At 59.0% G+C, this 18952-nt stretch carries 15 protein-coding genes and 2 pseudogenes; 8 read left to right on the top strand and 9 right to left on the bottom strand.

All coding sequences use genetic code 11. From position 1 onward, the window contains the following. Position 1 precedes the first annotated feature (1 nt). Together rutD and HNR59_RS06370 are read left to right on the top strand one after the other, a co-directional pair. Positions 2 to 802 (top strand): pyrimidine utilization protein D, encoded by an 801-nt coding sequence (gene rutD / locus HNR59_RS06375; RefSeq protein ID WP_183827492.1) that lies wholly within the window; start codon positions 2 to 4, stop codon positions 800 to 802. Continuing rightward, complete coding sequence (locus tag HNR59_RS06370; RefSeq protein WP_183827489.1) at positions 799 to 1590, top strand: ABC transporter ATP-binding protein; 792 nt, start codon at positions 799 to 801, stop codon at positions 1588 to 1590. The genes rutD and HNR59_RS06370 overlap by 4 nt, the downstream gene beginning before the upstream one ends. Before the next feature lie 33 nt (positions 1591 to 1623). Here HNR59_RS06370 and HNR59_RS06365 read toward each other — a convergent pair. The 8 genes and pseudogenes from HNR59_RS06365 to HNR59_RS06330 form a co-directional block, all read right to left on the bottom strand. Further along, positions 1624 to 2169 (bottom strand): annotated as a pseudogene (locus HNR59_RS06365) (transposase); the annotation flags it as partial. A gap of 246 nt (positions 2170 to 2415) precedes the next feature. Further along, the gene (locus tag HNR59_RS06360; protein WP_183827483.1) at positions 2416 to 4377 is read right to left on the bottom strand and encodes a MacB family efflux pump subunit; all 1962 of its coding nucleotides are present in this window, start codon (positions 4375 to 4377) and stop codon (positions 2416 to 2418) included. Positions 4378 to 4379: 2 nt separating this feature from the next. Next, on the bottom strand, positions 4380 to 5585 hold the full coding sequence (locus HNR59_RS06355) for an efflux RND transporter periplasmic adaptor subunit (protein ID WP_183827480.1): 1206 nt from the start codon (positions 5583 to 5585) through the stop codon (positions 4380 to 4382). A gap of 61 nt (positions 5586 to 5646) precedes the next feature. After that, positions 5647 to 7143 (bottom strand): efflux transporter outer membrane subunit, encoded by a 1497-nt coding sequence (locus tag HNR59_RS06350; protein ID WP_183827477.1) that lies wholly within the window; start codon positions 7141 to 7143, stop codon positions 5647 to 5649. Positions 7144 to 7159: 16 nt separating this feature from the next. After that, positions 7160 to 10294 (bottom strand): efflux RND transporter permease subunit, encoded by a 3135-nt coding sequence (locus tag HNR59_RS06345; protein WP_183831386.1) that lies wholly within the window; start codon positions 10292 to 10294, stop codon positions 7160 to 7162. A 23-nt stretch (positions 10295 to 10317) separates the two neighbouring features. Further along, positions 10318 to 11535: an efflux RND transporter periplasmic adaptor subunit gene (locus HNR59_RS06340; RefSeq protein ID WP_183827474.1), complete on the bottom strand. Its 1218-nt coding sequence runs from the start codon at positions 11533 to 11535 to the stop codon at positions 10318 to 10320. 422 nt (positions 11536 to 11957) lie between these two features. Further along, a complete protein-coding gene (locus HNR59_RS06335) occupies positions 11958 to 12254 on the bottom strand; it encodes an RcnB family protein (protein ID WP_183827470.1) in 297 nt (98 codons plus the stop codon). A 138-nt stretch (positions 12255 to 12392) separates the two neighbouring features. Beyond that, positions 12393 to 13016, bottom strand: coding sequence for a hypothetical protein (locus HNR59_RS06330; protein WP_183827467.1), 624 nt, complete (start codon positions 13014 to 13016; stop codon positions 12393 to 12395). A 327-nt stretch (positions 13017 to 13343) separates the two neighbouring features. Between HNR59_RS06330 and HNR59_RS06325 the strand changes: the two genes are divergently transcribed. From HNR59_RS06325 to HNR59_RS06310, 4 genes and pseudogenes are all read left to right on the top strand, one after another. Next, positions 13344 to 14069, top strand: coding sequence for a response regulator (locus tag HNR59_RS06325; RefSeq protein WP_183827464.1), 726 nt, complete (start codon positions 13344 to 13346; stop codon positions 14067 to 14069). Then, positions 14066 to 15337 (top strand): ATP-binding protein, encoded by a 1272-nt coding sequence (locus HNR59_RS06320; protein ID WP_183827460.1) that lies wholly within the window; start codon positions 14066 to 14068, stop codon positions 15335 to 15337. Before HNR59_RS06325 ends, HNR59_RS06320 begins: the two co-directional genes overlap by 4 nt. Before the next feature lie 145 nt (positions 15338 to 15482). Beyond that, positions 15483 to 15840: pseudogene (locus HNR59_RS06315) on the top strand (transposase); the annotation flags it as partial. A 278-nt stretch (positions 15841 to 16118) separates the two neighbouring features. Next, the gene (locus tag HNR59_RS06310; protein WP_183827456.1) at positions 16119 to 17348 is read left to right on the top strand and encodes a tyrosine-type recombinase/integrase; all 1230 of its coding nucleotides are present in this window, start codon (positions 16119 to 16121) and stop codon (positions 17346 to 17348) included. Between the two features lie 87 nt (positions 17349 to 17435). Here the strand turns inward: HNR59_RS06310 and HNR59_RS06305 are convergent, their stop codons facing one another. After that, on the bottom strand, positions 17436 to 18284 hold the full coding sequence (locus HNR59_RS06305; protein WP_183827454.1) for an Arc family DNA-binding protein: 849 nt from the start codon (positions 18282 to 18284) through the stop codon (positions 17436 to 17438). A 133-nt stretch (positions 18285 to 18417) separates the two neighbouring features. On the opposite strand from HNR59_RS06305, the gene HNR59_RS20885 reads away from it, so the two are divergent. Then, complete coding sequence (locus HNR59_RS20885) at positions 18418 to 18633, top strand: Arc family DNA-binding protein (protein WP_343060694.1); 216 nt, start codon at positions 18418 to 18420, stop codon at positions 18631 to 18633. A gap of 14 nt (positions 18634 to 18647) precedes the next feature. Continuing rightward, the gene (locus HNR59_RS20620; RefSeq protein WP_210307217.1) at positions 18648 to 18905 is read left to right on the top strand and encodes a hypothetical protein; all 258 of its coding nucleotides are present in this window, start codon (positions 18648 to 18650) and stop codon (positions 18903 to 18905) included. The last annotated feature ends 47 nt before the right edge of the window (positions 18906 to 18952 follow it).

Raw genomic sequence — 18952 nt, 5'->3', positions numbered from 1 at the left:
CATGCCTGTAGTCAAACTCGACGATTGCGAACTCTATTACGAAGAATTCGGCGAGGGTCGCCCCCTTGTGCTGGTTGCAGGGCTCGGAGGGGTCGGTGCCTACTGGAATGCGCAGCTTGCGGAATTCTCCAGACATTTCCGCGTTATCATCCACGACCACCGCGGCACAGGCCGCAGCAGCCGGTCGAAGATCGCTTACTCCATCGAACAGATGGCGGCAGACACCATCGGCCTGATGGACGCGCTGGAAATCGAAGAGGCGGATTTCGTCGGCCACTCGACCGGCGCCGCGATTGCACAGGTGCTCGCAACGACGCATCCCGAACGCCTCGGCCGCATCGTTATGGCGTCAGCCTGGACGAAAGCGGACGGGTTCTTCCGCCGTTGCTTCGAGGTTCGCCGCGAACTGCTTCGCAATGCCGGTCCGGAAGCCTATGTCAAGGCGACACCGATATTCCTGCATCCGAGCTGGTGGATCAGGGACAACATCGCCGCGATCGAAAAGGGCGAGTCCGAGGTGTACGGCTCGAATCTGGACATCGACATCATGGACAGCCGCATAGACGCGCTCCTGAATTTCGACTGGACGGACCGCCTGGGGGACATCGACAAGGACGTGCTGGTACTCGGCGTACGCGACGACCACCTGACACCTGCCTATTTCTCGAACGAGCTTGCGGCCAAGATACCGGATGCAAAGCTCATCATCATGGAAGACGGCGCCCATGCGGCGTCACAGACCAAGCCCGACGTGTTCAACCGGATCGTGCTGGACTTTCTTCTTGAAGGAGAAGCAACATGACATCATCTTCCGACGTGGTGCTGCGTGCGTCCGGTGGACGCGTGGTCTACAATGAAGGCGAGCCCAATCAGGTCGAGGCGGTCCGCAACGTCTCTCTCGAACTGCGGCGCGGCGAGGTCCTGGCGCTTGTGGGCCCCTCCGGGTGTGGCAAGACAACACTGTTCAACGCCATTGCAGGTCTCATTCCCCTTCAGGGCGGCCGCATCGAAGTCAGTGGCAAGCAGGTCGATAAAGCCACAGGGCATGTCGGATACATGCTTCAGAAGGATCTTCTGCTTCCCTGGCGCACAGTGCTCGACAATGTGACACTTGGGCTGGAGGTCCGTGGAACGCCTGCCGCAAAGGCCCGCGCCATAGCCATGGATCTCATCCATCGATATGGTCTGGCCGGGTTCGAGAACAGCAAGCCGTCAGGATTGTCGGGCGGCATGCGCCAGCGTGTCGCGCTGATGCGAACACTGGCTTTCGATCCGGAGGTCATCCTGCTCGATGAGCCGTTCTCTGCCCTCGATTTCCAGACACGCCTGTTGCTTCAGGCCGATGTGACCCGCATCATCAAGGAACAGGCCAAGAGCGTGATCCTGATCACACATGATATCGGCGAAGCCATCTCGATGGCGGATCGGATCGTGGTTCTGACGAACCGCCCTTCCACGGTCAAAGCGGTGCATGAGGTGACCTTCCGCGATGAGACCACCGATGCGGTAAACATCCGCACGCATCCCGGCTATCAGGCCATGTTTGGACAGATCTGGTCGGAACTGGAGATCCGCAGGGAGGCGGCGTAGGTTAGTCCCCCGCGGCGTACCAGTATTAAGCGGTCATATTGATTGACCGACATGTGCCCATTTGCGGGCTCCGATCGATTTGATTATGCCGGGGTGGGCGAGGAGCTTTTGCCAGACATCGCAGATCGCTTCGATGATGGCATCGTATGGTTCGAAGACACGGTTGGAAATCCAGTTCTGGCGCAGAGACTGCCAGACAGTCCTGACCGGGTTCAGTTCCGGTGCTCGAGATGGCAGGACGATCAGCGTCATGTTGCTTGAAAAATCGAGCTTCGCAGTCGTGTGCCGTCCGGCCCTGTCGGGCAGCAGCACCGCGTGGGCCTGCCGTGGGACAAGACGGCTGATCTCATCTAGATGAAGCTGCATGGTGTCGGCGAACGTCAGCGCCAGCCCGGCACTTATGCCACACGCCGGGCAGATGGTGCCGAAGAGACAGGCCGATCTGTAGCGCTGATCGGCCGGCTGATGCGGGCGGGCACTGATGTGGGCGAACCGCAGTTCCTTCAGCAATGTCCCGACGTAACGTTCATGATAGGTGATGCCGAAGCGTTCCTCGGTGACGCGCTGTGGATCGAGGCGCGCCAGCGACATCAGCCGTATGCTCAGCTTGCTATCTCCCGAACTCTTGGCCAGCAGCCCCAATTCCACGGCCGAATAAGTCCGTCAGCATCTCGATCGCTGATCCCATCGCACGAATCTCCTCTCACTCAATCGGATCATGAAACCGGGCAGACCGGAATCCCGAGAGGGTCAGAGATCAGCGCCGCTGATATAAGAGCTGGCTCTGTTTGCCTGAAGCAGGCCACGGCATATCGGCGTGCGGCGCTATCCTTTCGACAATGCCACCACGGGATCGAGTTGCGAGGCGTTGCGCGCTGGTAAGTAGCCAAAGGCTATTCCGATCAGGCTGGAGCACAGGAAGGCTGCGACGATCGATGTTGTTGAATAGACAAGACTGAAGCTGGTGCTTAACGCGCTGAAGACTGCACCAAAGCCGAGGGCAGCCAAAATGCCAAGTATTCCCCCAATCAGACAGACCAATACCGCTTCAATCAGGAATTGCTGCATGATGTCGCCCTGCCGGGCACCGACTGCCATGCGCACGCCGATCTCCGACACCCGCTCCGAAACAGAGACAAGCATGATGTTCATCACGCCGATACCGCCAACTACGAGTGATATGATGGCAATGGCGGCGATCAGGACTTGCATCGTCTCGGTGGTCGACGTGATGGTCTGACGGATGTCATCCGTGTTGATGATGAAAAAGTCTTTCGTGCCATGGCGGCGCGTCAGAAGCTCCGTGACGGCCTGCTCGGCAAGCCCCATGTCGACATCGTCAGCAACCTTCACCGTGATGCTGGCCAGAGAAGTCGAGCCAAGGAAGCGCGACTGTACTGTTGTATAGGGCGTATAGATGGTGAGATTCTGATTGCCGCCTGGCCCCAGCTGGCTGGTCTGGACAACCCCGACGACGCGCAGCGGCACCTTGCCGACAAGTACCGTCTCGCCGACAGGATCAGCCGTGGCGTCAGGAAACAGTGTCTGCCTCGTATTCTGGTCTATAACCGCTTCCTGCGCGATGCGGGTCACGGCCTCGGCGTCAAACAGCCGGCCCTGCACAAGCGTCACGCCGGTGGCGTCGAAATACTGCGCGCCGACGCCGCTGACCTGCGCGTTCGCTTCCACCGCACCAAAACGCGCGAGCCCGGACGCGGAAACCGTCGGCGTCACCGCCGCCACATAGGCCTGACCTGACAACGCGTCGGCGTCGCTGACGACGAGGGTGGTGATACGTCCGGAACGCGTATCGCCAAAGCTGGTACCAGCGAAGACCTGGAGTGTGTTGGTACCGAGACTGGAAATGTTTTCCAGCACTCGCTGTCGAGACCCCTCGCCGAGCGCCACGACCGAGACGACCGAAGCGATGCCTATGATGATGCCAAGCATAGTCAGGAACGTGCGAAGCTGATGCGCCCTCATCGCCAGCAGCGCCATTCGCAGCGCTTCACGCGACCGATTGAGAAGCCCCTGCACGACACCCGAGGCCCGGGACTTGGCCACAGGCTCCGCCATGCCGACCGATCGCCGGTCCAGATCCGACGTTTTTTCATCGGAGATGATCATGCCGTCGCTGATCTCGATGATGCGGTCGGCCCGGTTGGCGATCGACTTGTCGTGCGTAACGATGATGACGGTGCGGCCCTCGGCGTGCAGTTCGTCGAGGATGCGCAGCACTTCCTGACCGCTGTGGCTGTCAAGCGCGCCGGTGGGCTCATCCGCCAGGACAATGCGCGCATCGTTCATGAGTGCACGCGCGATCGAGACGCGCTGCTGCTGGCCTCCCGAAAGCTGGCCGGGGCGATGTGCGGTCCGGTCGCTGATGCCGAGGCGGCCGAGAAGAGTGGCGGCGCGGGTCCGGCGTTCTCCTTGGGCGGCTCCGGCATAGATCGCTGGGATCTCGACATTTCCGAGCGCACTCAACTCAGCGAGAAGGTGATAGCGCTGGAAGATGAAGCCGAAATGTTCGCGGCGCAACTCGGCGAGCTCGTCCGCGTCGAGCGCCGAGGTCTCGCGCCCCTCGAAGCGATAGCTGCCAGCTGTTGGGCGGTCGAGGCAACCGAGAATGTTCATCAGCGTGGATTTGCCGGAACCGGAGGCACCCACGATCGCGACCATTTCCCCGGCATCAATGGTCAGATCCACGTCCTTGAGGACCGCGATGGTGCCTTCACCCGAGGGATATTCCCGCCTGATGCGGTTGAGAACAATGATTGGCTCGGCCATCGTCAGAACCCCATCGGTGGGCCGCCACGTCCGCCGAAGCCCGTCGGTGCGACTTGTGAGCTTGCCTCGCCGGTAACGACGATGTCGTGCTCGGCGAGGCCATCGCGGACCTCGGCCGTCACCTTGTCATTCAGTCCGATCTTGACCTTGCGCTCGGATATCTTTCCGGCTTCAACGATCCGGACCGCATAGAGGCCATCCGCGTCCTTCACACCCAATGCCGATGCAGGGATCGTGAGAACATCCTCGGCCCGGCCCAGAACGATATTGACCTGTGCGGTCATATAGGTCCTGAGGCGGCCATCCGGATTGGGAACATCGAAGATGCCATTATAGTAGACCGCCTCGGTGGATGAGCCAGACGTCCCGGTGGAGGCGGACGCCGTGATGCTGGTGTCGTTGCGAATTGACTCCGGAGCCGGCTCGATCGACTCGAGCGTGGCACTGTAGCGGTTTTCCGGCTCGCCGACGATGGTGAACCAAACAGGCTGGCCCGGTTTGACCTTGACGATATCAGCTTCGGATATCTCGGCACGCACCTTCATAGTTTCGAGCTGACCCAGGATAACAATGGTCGGCGTGGACTGGACAGCATTGACGGTCTGGCCTTCCTGGCTGACGATCGCCAGCACTGTTCCCTCAACCGGCGCTGTTATGCGGGTATAGCCGAGATTCGCCTGCGCGGTCTCGATGGCGACCTGACCGGCAGTTATCTGGGCATCCAGCGCGGCAATTTGCGCACGCGTCTGCACAACAGCCGCGGCGGCATTGTCATAGTCTGCCTGAGAGACAGCTCTTCTTGCCAGCATCTGCTCCTGCCGGGTGAGCGTCTGTTCGTTCAGTGAGAGTGTCGACTCCCTTTCCTGTCGCTGTGCGGTCAGGTTGGCGAGCGAAGCCTCAGCGGTGCGCAGAGAGTTCTGCTGCGATACAGAATCGATTTCAGCGATGAGGTCGCCCGTTTTGACAGACTGCCCGAGTTCGACTTTTACCGCAGTGATACGGCCGGAAACCTGCGAGCCGACCGCAACCAGTCTGACAGGTTTCAGGGTACCTGTCGCAAGCACCGTTTCCTCTACATCGCCGCGCGAGACTGCAGCCGTCAGGAGGGATGGCTTCTGCTGCGTGAAAAATGTCTTCCAACCGGCGTACGCAGCAATGGCGACGCCGCTGGCCACGAGGACAGCTACAATTATTCTTCCAGCTTTCACGGATTATGCTTTCTTTACCGGCGGCTCTACCGACGATGTCGGCTGTTGCGTTCTCATTTCGTCAGTTGCGGACAGAGCCAGCGAGACGCGGCCCCTGGTTTGCATCTAAAATTTCCGGTTTCGTGCTGTCGACATACCCGTCCCAGCCCCCACCGAGTGCTTTGTTGAGCGCGATATAGTCGGTAGCGATCGACACGCGGCTCTGGATCAGGGCGTCCTCGGCCGAATAGAGGGATCGTTCCGCTTCGAGGAGCTCGAGGAAGCTCGTCGAGCCCGACTGGTACAGGGTTCTGGCCAGCGAGGCTCCATCGCGATAATGCCGGACAGAGGTCGCCAGCCTGCCGTTGCGAACCCGTTCCAGGGAGAGCGAGACGGTAGCGTTTTCGACGTCCTCCAACGCCGTAAGCACTGACGCGCGCCACGCAACGAAGTACTGGTCGCGCTGCGCTCTCGCAACGTCGGCCGCGGCCGCGAGTTGCCCGGCATTGAAGATCGGCACGCTCAGGGACGGCCCGAACGACCAGCTTATCGACGAGCTCCTGCCGAGGTCACCGAGATTAAGCCCTGTGGTTGCGATATTGCCGGTCAGACTGATCCCAGGATACCGCTCGGCCTCGGCCTGCCCGATCTTCGCAGTTGCCTGCGCATATTGACGCTCGGCAAGGCGTACATCGGGTCGGGTTAGAAGGATGTCGGCAGGAATACCTGTCGGGATCGGTAGTTTCGGACCCGGAATCGGCGCGGACTTCTTCATCCGGTCTGCCAGAGATGCAGGCGGACGTCCGGTCAGCACCGACAGGCGATGAACCGCCTGGGCATATGCGGCTTCGAGGGTCGGAATGTTCGCCTCTGTATTGGATGCCTGCCCCGAGGAGTTGGCAACGTCCACGGCCGATGCCGCCCCCGCCTCGAGGCGCGTGCGGGTAAGCGCCACCGTCTCACGCTGTGAGGTAGCGGTGCGGCGGGCAAGCGCGATACGGGCCTGATAGCCCCGCGCCTCGACATAATTTGAGGCCACATCCCCAATCAGCGACAGGAGTGTGGCGCGCAACTCCTCTTCTGCCGCATCCATGCCGTAACGTGCAGCCTCGACTGCCCGGCGTTTGCCGCCAAACAGGTCAATCTCCCAACTTGCATCAAAGCCGGATCTGTATTGGCTGTAGGTTTCGGCTGCACCCGTCGCCGACGCAGCACTGCGGTTGCGTGTCGCGGACGCCGAGCCATCGGCAGACGGGAACAGCGCGCCGACATTTTGCCGGTAGCTGGCGCGCGCCTCGCGGATTCGCGCCCTCGAGCCGGCGACATCGAGATTCCCGGCAACGGCCTCCTCGATCAGCATATCAAGTGTCTGATCGTTGAGCCTGCGCCACCATTTCGACAGTTCCGGCGGCCGCGACGATGCCGTTTTGCCAGCACTCGCCCAATGAAGTGGGAGTGCGATATCCGGCTTTTGATAGTCCGGCCCGACAACGCAGCCGCTGTTAACGAGCGCCGTCAGGACGACCACCAACAATGCTTTCCCGCGCCTGCTGCACGCACTCGCTGCTCTTATACGCATCACGAAAACCGTACCCTCATGTCTCGGAAGTTTGCGGCAGGGTCTTACCCTGACGGCCGCCTTTCAATCTTGCATTCACCCTTGCAACAGTCGCAAAGAGCAACGGTACAAAGAAGATTCCGAGAATGGTGGCAGCAATCATGCCCCCCATCACGCCTATACCGATCGCGTTCTGCGCTGCCGATCCCGCCCCGCTCGCAGTCGCCAGTGGCGTTACACCAAGAACGAAGGCAAGCGAGGTCATAACGATTGGGCGCAAACGCAACCGTGCGGCCTCGACCACGGCTTCGATGGCGCTGTGACCCCGTTCCATCAGATCTTTGGCAAATTCCACGATCAGGATTGCGTTCTTGGCGGTAAGACCTATCGTAGTGAGCAGACCAACCTTGAAATAAACGTCGTTCGACTGGTCGAACATCCAGGCCGCCAACAGAGCGCCGAACACGCCGACCGGAACCGCCATGATCACCGAAAGCGGGATCGACCAGCTTTCGTAAAGTGCGGCGAGGCAGAGAAAGACGACCAGCAGCGAGACGGCATAGAGCATCGCGGCCTGTGAACCCGCCAGCCGTTCCTGATAGGACAGACCCGACCACGAGGCCGAATAACCGCCGGGCAGTTCCGCCACCAGCCTTTCAGCCTCGGTCATCGCCTCGCCGGAGCTCGATCCTGGTCCGGCCTGTCCACTGAGGGAGATGGCCGCCGTACCGTTGAAGCGCGCCAACGAGGGCGACCCCTGCACCCATTGGGTTGTGGCGAATGCCGAGAATGGCACCATCTCGCCGCTGTTGTTCTTCACATACCAGCGGTTCAGGTCTTCAGGCTGCATCCTGAAGGGTGCATCCGCCTGCACATAGACAGGCTTGATCTCACCGTTATGGACAAAGTCGTTGACATTGGTTCCGGAGAAGACAGTGTTTATCAGGCTGTCAATCGCTGAAAGGTCGATGCCCATCGCCCCGGCCTTTTCCTGATCGATCTCGATCTTGAGCTGGGCTTCAAGTGTACGCGTGTTGCCGCGAATGTTAGCAATCACCGAGTTGCCGGCAGCATTGTCGGCCAGCGTGTTGCTGGCAGCAATCAACGCGGAACGACCCTCGTTGCCTGTATCTTCCAGATACATCGAAAATCCGCTGCTCTGGCCCAGACCCTGGATCGCCGGCGGGGACAGAACGAAGACCTGCGCGTCGCGGATCTGCCGGAAATGGGCCGACGCGCGTTGGGCCACGGCGGTAGCCGAGAGAGCCGGATCGGTCCGCTGGTCGAAATCCTTGAGACGGATGAAGCCCATGGCTGCATTCTCGCCGCTGCCCCCAAAGCTGAAGCCGAGGCTCATGAACGTGCTCTGGACCGCATCTTTCTCATAAGTCAGGTAGTAGTCCTCGACCATATCGATGACAGCCTGCGTGCGCGCGGCATTGGCGCCGTCTGGCAACGTGATCTGGGTCATCAGCACACCCTGGTCCTCTTCCGGAAGGAAGGAGGATGGAAGCTGCGTAAAGAGGCCCCATGCTGCCGCCAGAAGAACGCCGAATACCGCGAACATACGCAACGGACGTACGACGAGCCCTGCGACGGCGCCGACATAACCACCGGTGATGCGCGTGAAACCACGTTCGAACCATCCGAGCCATCGGGCCAGGAGTCCGTCATGCGCGGGCTTGAGCATCAACGCGCACAGGGCCGGCGTCAGGATAATCGCAACCAGCACCGACAGGATCATCGCGCTGGCAATCGTCACCGAGAATTGCCGGTAGATGACACCAACGGAGCCGGAGAAGAACGCCATAGGGATGAAGACGGCGGTCAACACCAGCCCGATGCCGACGAGCGCGCCGGTGATCTCGCCCATGGATTTCTCGGTCGCCTCGCGCGCGGAAAGCTTCTCGTCGCGCATGATGCGCTCGACATTCTCGACCACGACGATGGCGTCGTCGACCAGAAGACCGATGGCCAGCACCATGGCGAACATGGTGAGCATGTTGATGGAATAGCCGAGCGCCGCCAGCACTCCGAACGTGCCCAGAAGCACGACCGGGACGGCAATCATCGGAATAAGCGTTGCGCGCAGGTTCTGCAGGAAAAGCAGCAGTACGAGGAAGACAAGTATGATCGCCTCGATCAGAGTTTCCACCACCTTCTCGATCGACAGTTCGACGAAAGGCGTAGTCTCGTAAGAATAGGCGATCTCAACTCCCTCCGGCAGCGCTCCGGCGAGGCTGTCAAGCTCGGCATGAACGAGTTGTGCTGTGGAGATCGCGTTGGCGCCCGAGGCAAGCTGCACACCGAAGCCCGCAGCCGGCAAACCGTTGAAGGTGGAGCTCTGGCCATAGGTCTCAAGGCCGATTTCGATACGGGCTACATCGGCGAGACGCACCACTGAGCCGTCTTCGTCGGTCTTCAGGATGATCCGTTCGAACTCTTCCGCCGACGTCATCTGCGTTCGCGCGACAATGCTGGCCTTCAATTGCTGCCCCTTGACGGCCGGCGCAGCACCGATCGAACCCGCAGCGACCTGCACGTTCTGGGCCCCGATCGCCGCCGTCACGTCACCCGGCACAAGCTGATACTTCTGCATGGCTGACGGATCGAGCCAGATACGCATGGCGTAGCCCGAACCGAAGGACTGGATCGACCCCACGCCGTCCAACCTCTCAATGCGCTCCTCGATCCGGCTCGACATGATGTCGGACAATTCAGACGAGGTATAGCGGCCGTCCCGCGAGACGATATTGCCGATCATCAGGATGCCCGACGGGGAACGGCTGACGCGAACACCCCGGTCACGCACTGCATCGGGAAGCTGGGACTCGACGGTTGAAATCTTGTTCTGAACCTCGACCTGCGCAAGCTCGGGATCGGTGCCGTTGGCAAAAGTGAGAGACAGTGAGGCGGAGCCGGTGCTGGATGTCGACTCCATGTAGAGCAGGCCATCAAGACCCGTCATGGCGCCCTCGATCTTCCGGGTGACCGAGTTCTCAACGGCATCGGCGGTCGCACCGGTATATGTGGCTGATACGCGGATGGTGACGGGCGCGATCTCCGGATATTGCGAGATCGATAGTGAGTTGATTCCCATAAGTCCGCCGAGGACGGCGCCAATGGCCAGAACGATCGCAAACACCGGACGCGCGATGAAGAAACTGGCGATCGCATTGCGCGGTGAAGAAATGTTCATCGCGGCATCTCCTGCGTGTCTGATGCCGCCTGATTCAGGCTCTGAGGAACGACGCCATCATCATCAACGGACACTTCCACCGCTTCGATCTCGGTTCCGTCCGATATGTTCTGAAATCCGTCAACGACCAGCCGGTCACCATTCTTCACGCCGTCGGTGACGATCCAGTCATTACCGAGCGCTCCACGCGTTGAAATCTTTCGTATCTCCGCCTTGTTGGCTGCCGAGGCCAGATAGATCGTGGCGTCCCCAGTCTCGTTGCGCGACACCGCGCGTTGCGGCACGAGGAACGCATCCGGTATCGAGCCGAAATCGACTTTGGCGCGGACGAACATGCCGGGAATCAGGACCCGGTCGGGGTTCTCGAATGACGCGCGGACCATGAAAGTACCTGTCGTCTGGCTGACAACCATGTCGGCCAGAGAAAGCGTTCCTGTCCGCTCGTATTCCCGTCCATTCTCAAGCGTCAGTGATATCGGAGCGGGTGAGCCTGACTCGCGACCGAGCCGCCCAGCAGCGATTTCGTCGCGAACACGCAACAGATTGACACTCGAATCGACCAGATCCACATAGACAGGGTCCATCTGCCTTATCGTTACCAGGGCGTCGGTCTGGTTCTCGTTGACAAGTGCACCGACACTTACATTCGATATGCCGACGCCGCCGCCGATGGGGGCACGGATCATGGTGTTGTCGAGGTTGATGCGGGCCGTCTGGAGGGATGCCTTGGCGGATTCCTCATCTGCCTGAGCTTGTAAGAGCGTCGAGCGGGCGTCGTCGAGAGTTTGCGCGCTGACGGCATTGGTCGCTGCCAGTTTCTCGTTCCTCTCGAACGTTGCCCTCGCTCCGGCTGTGGCAGCTTCAGCCTTCTTAAGCGAAGCTTCGGCAGCCGCGTAGGCCGCCCTGAACTTCGTATCGTCGAGTTCGTAAAGAACATCGCCTGCTTTGACGTCATGGCCCTCGCGGAAGGCGATTCTACGCACAAGCCCGTCGACCTGCGGGCGCACCTCCGCCGTGGCAGACGCCACCACTCGCCCGGGCAACTCAGCGCTGCGCGGAACCGGCTGACTTTGCAGCGTGACCACGCCGACTTCCACCGGCCCCATTGATCCGCCCGGAGGCCCCATTCCGGCATTTCCGGCCGACTCATTGCTGCAGCTCGCCACGGTCAGCGAGAGAAACATCAGCGCGCCTGCTCTCATAATTCCGTTCATCTGATACTCTCTACAGTTATTCGTTCGCCGCCAGCGGGCGGCGGCTCGCTTTCGCCAGAAGACGAACCAGCCGCGGCGACAAGCGCTATCGCAAAGGCAAGCGTTGCCAGTCGCAAGAAAACCGACGTCATAAATCGTCGAAGTTCAAGCTCGCGGATCAATGTCTGGCATCTCCCCAAATCTGAGCCCAATGCCATTCCCGAAATAGAATTTTGCGTTGCTTCGGCTCATAAAGATGCACCTGAATGACGGGCCTGGGGGTCTCAGTCTCGTCGTGTCACAATGGAGCACGCAAGAATACGTCGCGGCAGCATGACCTTCATTAGGGCTATCATGACTGAGAATGACATCAACAAATACTGCATTTCGAACATCATCGAGCCTTCCCGGAGCATCCCCACCATGCTCGCGCATCCTGACGATCAGTTTCTGGGCGCGCTAGCCATCGACGCGATGAGGCCGGTTACCGTAGAGACGAGGATGAAATTGTTACCGTCACGGACCCAGCGATGGTTTTTCGGCGGCGCTTTGAGCTTGTATTGCTTGTGGTTGGAGACGACGACACCGCGTCCCGTATATCTTGCGCCCTTCTTCCATTGCTGCTTCCGGACCTGCTGCTCCGTTTTCTTCGACGGTACCTTGCTTTGGGCTTCGGCTGCACCGACCACCGGAGCGAGGGCGACCAGGACGGACATCGTAATTGCAGCAAGTCTCTTCATTTCTGTAACCTCTTATTCGGTGTTGTGTCGCGGTCGGAGGCACAAGGAGCGATCTTTGCACCTCCGACCGGCAGCCATTGCAGGCTGCATCGTCCGTCAGCCTTTTTAGCGGGGGCGGGGAGGATGACGGACAATCAGCTACTCCCCGGAAAACGGGGGAAGCGGCGGCGGCACCGGCATGTCGATGTGCCGGCGACGATCGAAATCAGGATGGCTCCGGCCAGGAGCCATCAGCGTCGGTAACCCTGGAGATGGAAGCAGGGAGCGCTCGGCCTTACGCAGCCTCGACAGTTGCTCGGGAGCAAGCGTGGCACGCAGGGCAGACAGTGCTCCCTTCAGGACCACGGCCTTCTCGCCGCGTTCGATTACCCCGCCTACAACCCGCTCAGTGAGCAGAGGCTCATCCACAGGCGCCGGTCGGGCATCGACAGACGGTGGCGAACCATCTCCACGCGCGTGTGGTGGGCCGCCGCGTGGTCGTTCCGGCCTTCGGGCAACTTCGGGCAAATCGGCAAATTCAATCAAAGCAGAGGCATAGGCGCGCCAGACATCAAGCTGCCCGCTGGTGATGCCGACATAGGTCTCCGCCACTGCAAGCCTCGCAGCAAGATGAAGCCCGGGCATCGGCTGACCGAACCGGGAGAAGCCGGATGCCGCGAACTCATCTGGCGTTCCTGCGTCAGCGCGATAGTGATCGGGTGTAGCCTGCGCGATATCGTCAGGAGTATTCCGGCTCACATCATTCTGGGCCAGAATATACACGACCGGCTGCCCGTCATGCACCGGATTGGAGGAAAGCGCACCCGAGAAGGCTGGAGCCGTCACCAATAGCATGACGCTGGCTGACAGGGGCCAAGCGGTTGAGAAGCATTTCATGCAATCTTCCTTTCATGCAATTTTCCACCAGCATGGAAGTACAGATCGAGCATGTCCGGCATAGGTCTGAATATTTCCGGATGTTGCTACAAGGCAGATTTTTGTAACAAAACGTTTCCATTCAGCTCGCAGCAAAGAACTGTTGCAAAAATATCCAGATGAGCCGATCCAATCGGGGTATAGAAGCGAAAAGAAAGGAGCCGGCAGGATCACATGAGCGGCCAGATTCATATCTTGATTGTAGATGATGACCCAGAAATAAGATCGCTGCTGGCACGTTATCTTGGCAGCCAGGGGTTTCGGGTGTCAGCTGCCTCCAACCGCGCCGAATGTGAAGCTCAGCTTTCCACGAGCGGGCCTGACCTGGTCGTGCTCGACGTTTTGCTGCCGGACGGCTCCGGGCTCGACATCTGCCGGAGTATGCAGGAACGTCGTCCTCGCACACCGGTGATCTTGCTCACCGCGCTCAAGGAAGACGTCGACCGCATCATCGGGCTGGAGATCGGCGCCGATGATTACCTCGGCAAACCGTTTAACCCACGCGAACTCGTAGCTCGCATCAAAGCGGTGCTACGTCGGGGCGGTCATGACGAGCAGGCAGTTTCAGAGACAAAAACCTACAGCTTCGGAGAGTACGAGGTTGACCCACAACTGCGCAGTGTCGTGCGCCAGGACGGTATTGCGGCGGAATTGACCGGGGCGGAGTTTGATCTTCTCAATGTGTTCCTCGAACGGCCCGGCCGCCTGTTGTCTCGCGATCAGTTACTGGACCTGACACAGGGGCGCAGCCGTGACCCGCTTGATCGCTCAATCGATGTTCTCATGAGCCGGCTAAGGCGAAAACTGGGCGAAAACGACTCCACTCCAATCTTCAAGACCGTACGAAACGGCGGATACCAGCTTACCGTAAACGTAAAGGTTCAAACCGCCCCACGATGAAATCGCTGCGCAATCGTCTTGTCCTGCTTCTGATCATCGCCATCGTGACGGTGGTTGGCCTCGCGACCTTCGCAGCGAGCCGCGCCTTGCAGCCTCCATTACCCGCGGTGACGATCGAACCGGTGGCGCGCCAGCTTCACTTGCTGGCTGCGCTCGCTGAGAGGGACAGGCAGGATGCCCTTAGCATAGGCATCAGGCTGCAGGATCAACCGGCTGGGGGCATCGAAATCGAGAGAATGTCTCAGTTTCTCAACAAAGCAATGGAGAAGACAGGGGCGGCCAGGGCTGTCACAGTTACTCAGGCTTCCAGTACATCGCCACTCATCGCCTCAGTTCAACTGGACAGCGGCGCCTGGCTTATCTCAGAAGTTCCCGGTTTCGGCCCCCCCCAGAGCGGTGGGTGGGTGCTGGCAGGCTGGAGCATCCTGATCGTTCTCGGCAGTACCGCGGTTTCGATATTTGCTGCTTCCAAGATCATCAGGCCACTGCAGATACTGGAAGATGCTATCAACCGCATCGGACCGGACGGAGTAATTCCTCCAATTCCCGAAACCGGATCTGGTGAAGTGCGGGCGACCGCCCATGCGCTCAATTCCTTGTCGGGTCGCCTGAAATCGGCGATCGAAAGCCGTATGCGGCTCGTGGCCGCCGCCGGCCACGACCTGCGCACACCGATGACACGCATGCGACTGAGAGCCGAGTTCGTCGCTGACGACGCGGAACGCGAGAAATGGTTAGCCGATCTTCAGGAGCTTGATGCGATCGCAGACAGCGCCATTCGGCTGGTAAAAGAGGAAGTCGGCAGCGACAATCGCGAGACTGTCCGTCTCGGTTCGCTTGTTCAGGAGATTGTCGATGAACTCATTCCTCTGGGATACAAAGTGACGCCGCCTTCCCTGGCCTCCCTCCCGGTTGCTGCGGGCCCTATTGCCTTGAAACGAGCGCTGCGCAATCTCATTATAAACGCCGCGACGCATGGTGGGGGTGCCTCGATCCAGCTTGAAGTCGAGGGCGACGACGCGGTCATCAAAATCCGCGACAGAGGTCCGGGGATCCCAGAAGAGCTGCTCGACCAGGTGTTCGAGCCGTTCTTTCGCGTCGATGCCGCACGCCGCAAAATTATGCCTGGAGCCGGCCTTGGCCTCGCTATCAGCAAGGAAATCATTGAGCGGTTTCGGGGAACGATCACAATCGCCAACTCCACCAAACCCAAAGGCCTGGTTCAGACCGTCAAATTGCCTCTCGCCCGAAGCGAGGAGCGAATTTGAGTCGCTATACGGCCCATTCGGGTGAGGAAAGACGCGAAGAAAAAGCCACCCAGAACACAACAGAGCCATCTGCCGGCTTCTGAAGTCGTCGTCGCATATGTCGCGAATGATAGCGTCCCGCAAGCCGAATTGCCGACGCTCATACCGCCCGATCCGCATGTTTGTCACGGCAGAGCCGGTCAGCGATTACACCGGGCTGCCGCTTTGCTGAGCAGCCTGCCGTAGGCAGACTGGATGCTGGTGGATCGAAGCTATGATGCCGACTGGTTCAGAGATGCGTTGAAAGAAAAGGGGATAAAAGCCTGTATCTCCGGTCGAAAAGGTCGAAAGAAAGCCGTCAGGCATGACAAATGCCGCTACAAGCGCCGTACCGCATCAACACCATATTCGGCAGTCTCAAGGACTGGGGGCGCGGTGCTAGCCGATACGACAGGTGCCCGGTCGTCTTCCTCCCAGCGTTAGCGCTCGCTGCGACCGTTCTCTTTTGGCTCCAAAGTTCATGAGTCTGGAGCTCAGGGCGTGTGCCCCGTGACTATAGCGTATCATGTAGGGAAATCGGCGGTTTTGGCGCACCCGACAGGATTCGAACCTGTGACCTTCGCCTTCGGAGGGATCAAGTGCATGATTTTCCCCGATTTCTGTAAGTTTACTGATGTTTCCTAACTAGCTGAATCTACGACGCTATTTGTTTACTGTCAATTCCGTGAGTTTCCGAGACACTTCCCATGTTTCCGTTTTTGTGGTGACACTATGGTGACACAAAAGCGGAAGGCAAGGGTCGATGGCAAAGCTGACAAAGGGTTATCTGGACGGTCTGGAAGCGCGGACGACGCCCTATTTCGTCTGGTGCTCGGAACTGCCTGGCTTCGGTGCACGCGTGTTCCCGAACGGTCGGAAGACGTTCTATGTTGACTACTATAATTCTGACGGCCAACGGAAAAGAATGTCCATCGGCCCCTTCGGCAAGCTGACGGTTGACGAGGCTCGGAAGCTCGCCCGGATCAATCTTGGAAATGCCCTTGCTGGTGAGGATCCGGCGACCGAGCGCAAGACCCGGCGCGGATCGATTACATTGTCTGAGCTTTGCGACAGGTACGTTGAAGCGGCGGACAAAGGGCTGATCATCGGGCGCAGCGGCCAGCCGAAAAAGCCTTCGACGCTCTACAGCGACAAGGGCAGGATCGATCAGCACATAAAGCCGTTGTTGGGCCGAAAGCTGGTGATCGATCTCAAAACCTCCGACATCGCAAAATTCATCCGCGACGTGACGGTCGGCAAGACGGCGAAGGTCGAGAAAAGCGACAAGCTGCGGGGTCGGATCATCGTCGAGGGCGGCGCGGGAACGGCCAGCCGCACTACCGGCCTGCTCGGCGGCATTCTGTCCTTTGCGGTATCCGAAGGGATCATCGATCGAAATCCGGTCCATGGCGTCAAACGACCCACCGACAAGAAGAAGCGGCGACGGCTGACTGCGGACGAATACAAGGCGATCGGCAAGGCGCTAACCGATGCATCGCAGGCGTGGCAGGCGGTGGCGTTCGCCAAGCTGCTGCTGCTGACCGGATGCCGGCGCGGCGAAATCGAAAAGCTGAAATGGTCGGAGGTCGATCTTGACGGCAGTGCACTGCACTTGGGCGACACGAAGACCGGGGCGTCAGTCAGGCCGATTGGAAGCCCGGTCGTTGACTTGCTCAAGAGCCTTCCCTGCAAGGACAAGGCCGCTTACGTTCTGCCCGGCGCGCACAATGAGGATCAACCCTACGGCGGGTTCCCTGCCGCTCTGAAGCGCCTGCTTGCGGCGGTCAAGCTGGAAGACGTTTCGGCCCATACGTTCCGGCATTCCTTCGCCTCGGTGGCGGCTGATCTCGACTACTCAGACGCCACCATAGGTGCACTGCTCGGCCATGCGGGAACGACGATCACCTCGCGCTACACCCACAGGCTGGATTCGGTGCTGATTGCCGTAGCGGATAAGGTTGCCGAGGAAGTCAGCCGCCAGATGGGGCTTTAACGTCCACCAATGGTGGATGTGCAATCACGTCAACCCAAATTTGGATCGGCTGATTTTGACGCCCTCAGATTTGAGGAGATCAACTTCTTAAGCTAACCGCTCAAAGATGACATCAAGCTCATCATCAGGTGCAAGTCCGCTCAACATCTGGCGCAGATGGGAAATCGCGTCTGGCGGTAGCGATATCGCTGGAGCCATCTTGTCTCGAAGCTCCTTAATTCTTTTCTCGTCCTCTTCTTTCATGTTGGCTGAGGTCATCAATCGGGCGTAATTTTCTTTCTCCTCATCTGTAAGCAACTCGTATGCCGCCCAAACAGCCCCACCATCGCTAATATGATAATTATGCGGAATTACATTTACTAGACCGCATTCCGCATCGATCACCGCGACAGCAAAGTAGTTGTCTCTTTCGCTCATTCTGTCCGCAATGTGCTTAGGCACTTCTCCAGATTTAAACCGCGCCCACGAGTCTTCATCGACCGTGTGCCATGTGCCTGACCCCCATTGAAAATAGAAAAACTTCAAATCCCGAAGGAAAGCAGACGTGTTGGGGTAGGCCTCCTCAAGTGTAGCTATTACCTCGGCATCTATAGTCCGATAGCTTCCATTTGCGGCCCTGCGGATGCGGTCCAACAAATCGGGAGGAACAACCACAAACGGTTTCACGTTGCCACTTTCGTCAAAGAGGCGATCCCCGATCTCGTTGAATTGGGCTTTGATCACGCGCAGCGCCGATACTTCAGCGGTCAACCGCTCGTTCTCTTCGAGGGCATCGTAGAGACGCGCGTCCATTTCCTCAAATTCAGCCAAGCGCGCAATGATCTCAGCGTTGAGAGATCGCTTGTGTTCCGTGGCCAGCCCTTTGAGCTTCTCCCGCATCCCGTCAGGGAATCGAACAACGTACTTGTCCTGAGGTTGGGCGGGTCCCTTTGCCATATTTTTAAGACCTTTTCAGCGGGTTTTCAAAGATAAGGCTAAAAGCCATCATTTTGCCCCTTGACGCAAGCGTGGCTATTAGCCATGGTTAATGAGTGGCTAATAGCCATCATCAAGAGAGGAAGGAGAAATCGTGAAGCAAGTTTCTGCCAGCGGCGGCCCCGACAAATACACCCTTCGCCTGCCAGACGGCATGCGAACCCGCATTCGTGAGCGTGCCGTGGCAAATAAGCGCTCCATGAACTCGGAAATTATCCACGTTCTTGACTGCGCCATTCGGAGCGAGAACGAAAAAGGCCCGGCAGAGGCGGCCACCTCTCCGAGCCATATCACCCACCAACCCGGTTAAAGATAGGAAAGATGATGACAAATCATAGCACCAGTGCGCCCGATGAGGCAAGCGCCGCCGAAGAACCCCGCACCTTTCTCGATGCCCTTGATCTTCTGGATAAGGCCATCTTCTTGAACCAACTGGTCTTCATGGCTGGGCACAGCCTTAATGGGCACGTTCAAAAAAGCGCCATCGCAACCGGCTGCGACGTCATAAACGACATTCTGCGGGATGCGCGGTCGGTTTTCAAAGAACTCCGTGACGACCAAGTGCGGAGGGCTTCGGTATGAGGCGGCCGGCGTGGAAAGTTGATGATTTCAACAGCGATCTGCATCGA

It is taken from the genome of Aquamicrobium lusatiense (assembly GCF_014201615.1).
GTDB lineage: Bacteria > Pseudomonadota > Alphaproteobacteria > Rhizobiales > Rhizobiaceae > Mesorhizobium > Mesorhizobium lusatiense.
Note: the sequence above shows the minus strand (reverse complement) of the source record. Positions and strands in the feature narration are given on the sequence as shown.